This is a genomic window from Mesorhizobium sp. P3_A9 (assembly GCF_056402975.1).
Map to the genome: position 1 here is coordinate 1 of NZ_JBFUGJ010000363.1, position 5,724 is coordinate 5,724.

6 protein-coding genes are annotated in these 5,724 nt (G+C 62.6%); 5 read left to right on the forward strand and 1 reads right to left on the reverse strand.

What is annotated here, in order from left to right; all coding sequences use genetic code 11:
- The coding region (locus tag AC1DX0_RS29865; protein ID WP_477358029.1) for a carbonic anhydrase at positions 1–602 on the reverse strand (602 nt) is incomplete at its 3' end.
- Positions 603–1,108: 506 nt separating this feature from the next.
- Here AC1DX0_RS29865 and AC1DX0_RS29870 point away from each other — a divergent pair.
- The 5 genes from AC1DX0_RS29870 to AC1DX0_RS29890 form a co-directional block, all read left to right on the forward strand.
- Complete coding sequence (locus AC1DX0_RS29870) at positions 1,109–1,993, forward strand: dihydrodipicolinate synthase family protein (RefSeq protein ID WP_477220423.1); 885 nt, start codon at positions 1,109–1,111, stop codon at positions 1,991–1,993.
- Positions 1,994–2,014: 21 nt separating this feature from the next.
- Positions 2,015–2,674, forward strand: a complete 660-nt coding sequence (locus AC1DX0_RS29875) for a GntR family transcriptional regulator (protein ID WP_477220422.1) — start codon at positions 2,015–2,017, stop codon at positions 2,672–2,674.
- A 62-nt stretch (positions 2,675–2,736) separates the two neighbouring features.
- Positions 2,737–4,074 (forward strand): ABC transporter substrate-binding protein, encoded by a 1,338-nt coding sequence (locus tag AC1DX0_RS29880; protein ID WP_477220421.1) that lies wholly within the window; start codon positions 2,737–2,739, stop codon positions 4,072–4,074.
- On the forward strand, positions 4,074–5,012 hold the full coding sequence (locus AC1DX0_RS29885) for a carbohydrate ABC transporter permease (RefSeq protein WP_477220420.1): 939 nt from the start codon (positions 4,074–4,076) through the stop codon (positions 5,010–5,012). Before AC1DX0_RS29880 ends, AC1DX0_RS29885 begins: the two co-directional genes overlap by 1 nt.
- A partial coding sequence (locus tag AC1DX0_RS29890) for a carbohydrate ABC transporter permease (protein WP_477358031.1) occupies positions 5,013–5,724 on the forward strand: 712 nt, incomplete at its 3' end.

Consider the following 5,724-nt stretch of genomic DNA (forward strand, 5'->3'; position numbering starts at 1 on the left):
GCCGTCCTCCGCGCGCTCTCCTTGGCGGTGTTGTCGACGAAATCGCCCGCTTGGCTGCGAACTGCTATCGCCGCAGGCAGGATCGGCTCGATCATCGGGCCAATCGCGCCGGGATAGGTCGCGTTCTTGGTGACCACGTCGCACGCAGCCTTGACGGCTCCGCAACTTGTGTGCGCCAGAACGACAATCAAGGGTGAGCCGAGCACCGCCGCGCCGTATTCGACCGTGCCGAGCGTCGCGGTGTCGACGAGGTTGCCGGCATTCCGGGCGACGAACAGTTCTCCAACACCGTGGCCGCCGAAGATCAGCTCCGGCGGAACGCGACTGTCGGCGCAACTGATGATCGTGGCCCAGGGCGCCTGGTGTGCGGCGACAGCATTCCGTTGCGCGGCAAGGTCGATCGAGCAAAGTTCCGGGTGGCTGATATAGCGTTCATTGCCTGATTTCAGCGCAGCGAGTGATTCATCGAGGGTCTGCGGCGCCGCGCTCTCGTCCGCGCGCGCCGGCCATGACGCTCCACCAAGACCGAACGCAACGAGTCCCGCGCCGACTTTGAGGAAATCCCTCCGGCCAACCCCTTCACCGTCGCAGTTGCTGCACACTGTTTGGCTCCGCCGCCGAGACTTTGAGACTGCCTACGACAAGCATGCGCCTTCTCTAATATAGTCGCAAGGAGTTACGGAGCGCGGACGGTCAACAATGCCGTACGCCGCGGCCCGAAAACACTCCCTGATCAATGAAAAGCCCGCCGCAGGAGCGACCTGCGACGGGCTTTAGAGTGGCTACATCCCTGACGGAATCGACCGCTTGTAAGGTCACTATGAACTGCGCAATCGCGTTAGCCTATGGTGTGATCGCGGAAGCCTAATGCATGTTCCAAAAGTGGCCTCGGTTTTGGGAGGACGACGTGCATAAAACAAAGGCGGAGCTCGCAGCACCATAACCGCCAGCCAGAGAAGCACCCTTGCCGACCACAAGTGCTTTGCACCTCCGCGCCAGCGCGATAGCGAGCACAACCCAATAGTCTTAAAAAATGCAACAGCCCAGTTTACAACTAACATGTTAGTGAGTTATCACTGCTTGCAAGCTTCTTTTCGGAGACGTCCCGGTGACATCACGCTTTGGCCTTTCGGCCGCCCTCGCCACACCTTTTGATGCTTCGGGGCAGATCGCCATTGCCCCCATGATCGCCCAGGCCAGGCGTTGTCTGACCGAAGGTTGCGGCAGCGTCACGCTTTTCGGCACCACTGGTGAAGGCGCGTCGGTCGGCACCGCGGAACGACGGTCGGTGACCGATGCCATGCTGGCGGCCGGAATTCTGCCGCATCAATTCGTTGCCGGCGTGCTGGTCGATGCCGCCGAAGACGCCGCCGAACAGGCCCGGCATGCACTGCAGCGCGGCGCCCGCAACATTCTCCTTGCGCCACCGAGCTACTTCAAGAATGTCGGCGAGGACGGTCTTTTCGGCTGGTTTTCGGCGGTCTTTGCCGCGCTTGGTCCCCTCGCCCGTAACGTGCTGCTCTACAACATCCCCTCGGTCACCATGGTTCAGCTCTCGCTCGACCTGATCGGCCGGTTGCGCACCGCATTTCCGGATGTCGTTGCTGGCGTCAAGGATTCCGGCGGAAACTGGAGCTACAGCGAGGCCCTGCTTGGCGCCCATGGCGATCTGGTGATCCTGATCGGTGACGAGCGGCACCTGGCACGAGCGGTGCGGATGGGGGCTCAAGGCGCGATCTCCGGCATGGCCAATTTCGTTACCGGAGAAATCCGCGCCATGGCCGAGGACGGGCGTGACGATGCCCGCGTCGAGAATTTCGTGCTCGAATTGCTGAGATATCCGGTCACGCCGGCGGTGAAGGTCATGGTGGCGCGCAAGACCGGCGACGACCGCTGGCTGGCGGTTCGCCCACCGCTGGAGCCAATCGCTTTGCAGGGGCAGCAACAGCTTGCCGCGGCCTACGACAAATTGTTTGCGACGGAGCCGGCCTGACCGGCAAGGAAGCGCGATGAAATGGACGATAACAGCGAACCGGCGACCCTCAGGGAAAAGGCCTATGCCAGCTTCACGCGGCATTTGCTGGCCCGCGACCTGCGGCCGGGCCAGTTCGTATCGCAGCGCGAGCTGGTTGCCTTCACCGGCCTGCCGCTCGGCGCCATTCGCGAAATCGTGCCGCGTCTCGAGGCCGAAGGGCTTCTGACGACAATCCCACAGCGCGGCATGCAGATTGCTCATATCGACATCAGCCTGATCCGCGAGGCTTTTCAGTTTCGCCTGTTCATGGAGCGCGAAGCGGTGGCGCTGTTCACCGCCAGCGCTTCCGATGACGAACTGGCGCGGCTGCGGCACGAACACGAGGAGATGCTGGCGCAAGCCCTGTCGCAGACGCCAACGGCGGAGATGGAAGCCAGGGCGCAGAACATCGACTGGGCGATGCACGACACCTTCATCGATGCGCTGGGCAACGAGATCATCGCCAAGGCCTATCTGGTCAACTCGGTGAAGATCCGGCTGATCCATCAGGAGCGCTTCCGCATCGACGGGCGCGTCGTGCCGGTCATGCGCGAGCATCTCGCCGTCATCGAAGCCATGGAGAGCCGCGACCCGCAAAAGGCAGTCGAGGCGATCAGCCTGCATATCGACAAGGCGCGCCGGCTGGCGCTGCAAATTTGAGGAAGCATGAGCCGCGCCGCGGTCGCGACGCAATCGATTACGACAGCAATCGGGAGGAAGAAATGTCGTCCAATCTGTTCAACCCAACCAGGAGGCAACTGCTGCAAGGAACCGCGGCACTTGCCGCCGCCGGTATCGCCGGTATCCGCCCAGGCTTTGCCGCCGCCGTCGACTGGAAGCGCTTTGCCGGCACGACGCTCGACGTCAATCTGATCAAAAGCCCGCGCAGCGACACGCTCATAAAGTATCTCGCCGAATTCGAGGAGCTGACCGGGATCAAGGTCAATGCCGAGGCGACGCCCGAACAGCAGCAGCGCCAGAAGACGGTGATCGAGCTGAGCTCCGGCAAGCCGAGTTTCGACGTCGTGCATCTGAGCTACCATGTCCAGAAGCGGCAGTTCGAAAAGGGTAGCTGGCTGGCCGACATCTCCAGCTATATCACCGACCCCACACTTACCGATCCAGGGCTGGTCGAGAGCGATTTCGCCGATGCCGGCATGCTGTTCGCCAAGGATGGACAGGGCGTGCTGCGCTCGCTGCCGTTCTCGGTCGACTACTGGATCGTCTACTGGAACACGGAGCTGTTCGCGGCCAAGGGCCTCAAATATCCCGAAACGCTCGAGCAGCTGGTGGCCGCCGCCGAAGCGCTGACCGACCCGTCGACCAACACCTACGGCTTCGTCGCCCGCGGCCTCAAGAACGCCAACACCCCGGTGTGGACGTCGATCATGCTCGGCTACGACATGACGCCGCTCGACGACAAGGGCAAGCTGCGCACGACGTCACCCGAAGCGATCGAGGCCGCCGCTCTCTACCAAAGGCTGATGACCAAGTCCGCACCTCCAGGCGTCACCGGCTTCAATTGGGCCGAAGCGCAGTCCGCCTTCCTGCAAGGCAAGATCGGCATGTGGTTCGACGGCGTCGGCTTTGCGCCACCGATGGAAAATCCCGAAAAGTCACGGGTGGTCGGCAAGGTCGGCTACGGCGTCATGCCCAAGGGCCCCAAGGCACACGCGGCTGGGACCTTTGGCGACGGCATCGGCGTCACCGCCGCCAGTGAGAAGAAGGAGGCTGCCTATCTGTTCTGCCAGTGGGCAATCTCGCCCGCCATGGGCGCACGCCTGCTGCAGGCCGGCGCCGGCGTGCCGTTCCGCAAGTCGGTGCTGGAAGACCCCAAGGTGCGTGAAGGCGTCACCATGCCGGCCAGCTGGCTCGACGCGGTGGTCGGCTCCGGCAATGTCAGCCGGCTGTCGCTGCCGGTCATCATCCCGGTCACCGAGTTCCGCGACATCTACGGCGTGGCGCTGACCAATCTAATCGCCGGCGCCGATCCGGCCGAAGAACTGAGGAAGGCCACCGAACAGTTCCAGCCCGTCCTCGACAGGAGCGAGCAAGGCTGATGTCCGCCACCACCCCAGAACGCGCCGGGGTGACGACGCAAGCCATCGAAGGGAGCCAGGCGATCCGGCTGGCTCCCAACTACTGGCCTTTCGTCGTTCCGGCGCTCGTCGTCGTCGGCGCCGTGATCGTCTTCCCCTGGGCCTTTACGCTGTGGATGAGCGTCAACCGCTGGACGCTCGGCCAGTCGCGAAGCTTTGCCGGCATGGAGAACTATCTGCGGCTGGCGGGCGATCTGCGGTTCTGGGAATCTCTCTGGCACACGCTGACCTACACCTTCCTGTCGGTTGCGGCGCCGATGGTGCTTGGCACCATTGCCGCGCTGATCTTCGACGCCAAATTCCCGCTGCGCGGCCTGCTTCGTGGCGTCTTCGTGATGCCGATGATGGCAACGCCGGTCGCCGTGGCGCTGGTCTGGACGATGATGTTCCATCCCCAGCTCGGCGTCCTCAACTACCTCCTGTCGCTGGTCGGCATCCCGGCGCAGGAATGGATCTTCAACGCCAACACGGTCATCCCGTCGCTGGTTGCGGTCGAGACCTGGCAATGGACACCGCTGGTGATGCTGATCGTGCTGGGCGGGCTGGCGTCGGTGCCGCGCGAGCCGTTCGAGAGCGCCGAGATCGATGGCGCCAATGCCTGGCAGCAATTCCGCTATCTCACCTTGCCGATGATCGCGCCGTTCCTGATTGTCGCGGTGATCATCCGCACCATCGACGCGCTGAAGAGCTTCGACATCATCTACGCCATGACCCAGGGCGGACCCGGCACGGCCTCGGAAACCATCAACATCTATCTCTACAACACCGCCTTTTCCTACTACGACATCGGCTATGGCTCGGCCATGGCCGTGGTGTTCTTCATCGTCATCGTCGCCCTGTCCTTCATCCTGTTGATGTTGCGCCAGCGCTCCCAGTGGATCGGTGTGGAGGGCAAATAAATGAGTTCACGGCTGCTCAACCAGATCGGGCTGATTTTCGCGGCCCTGGTCTTCGTCTCGCCGGCGATCCTGTTCTTCCTCTGGATGATCTCGCTGTCGCTGAAATTCGAGATCGACAACGGCGCCTATCCGCCGATCTTGATCCCCGAACATCTTGCCTGGTCGAACTATGTGAAGGTGTTCGAGGAGAACAATTTCCTGCTCTATCTCTGGAATTCGGTCCTGGTCACCGGCACGGCGACGCTGCTGGCGCTGCTGATTGGCGTGCCGGCCGGCTATGGCATCGCCCGGCTCAAGGCCGAACGCTCGGCGGTTGTGATCATGATCGCCCGCATGACGCCGGGGCTTTCTTATCTCATCCCGCTGTTCCTGCTGTTCCAATGGGTCGGCATTCTCGGCACGCTGTGGCCGCAGATCATCATCCATCTGGTGGTGACGGTGCCGATCGTGGTCTGGGTGATGATCGGCTATTTCGAGACCACGCCGATGGAACTGGAAGAGGCAGCCAATATCGACGGCGCCAGTTCCTGGCAGGTGTTCCGCCTGGTTGCCTTGCCCATCGCCAAGCCGGGCATCGTCGTCGCCTTCATCCTCTCGGTCATCTTCTCGTGGAACAATTTCGTCTTCGGCGTGGTGCTCGCCAGCCGGGAGACGCGCACGCTGCCGGTGGCCGTCTACAACATGCTCTCCTACGAGCAGGTGAGCTGGGGGC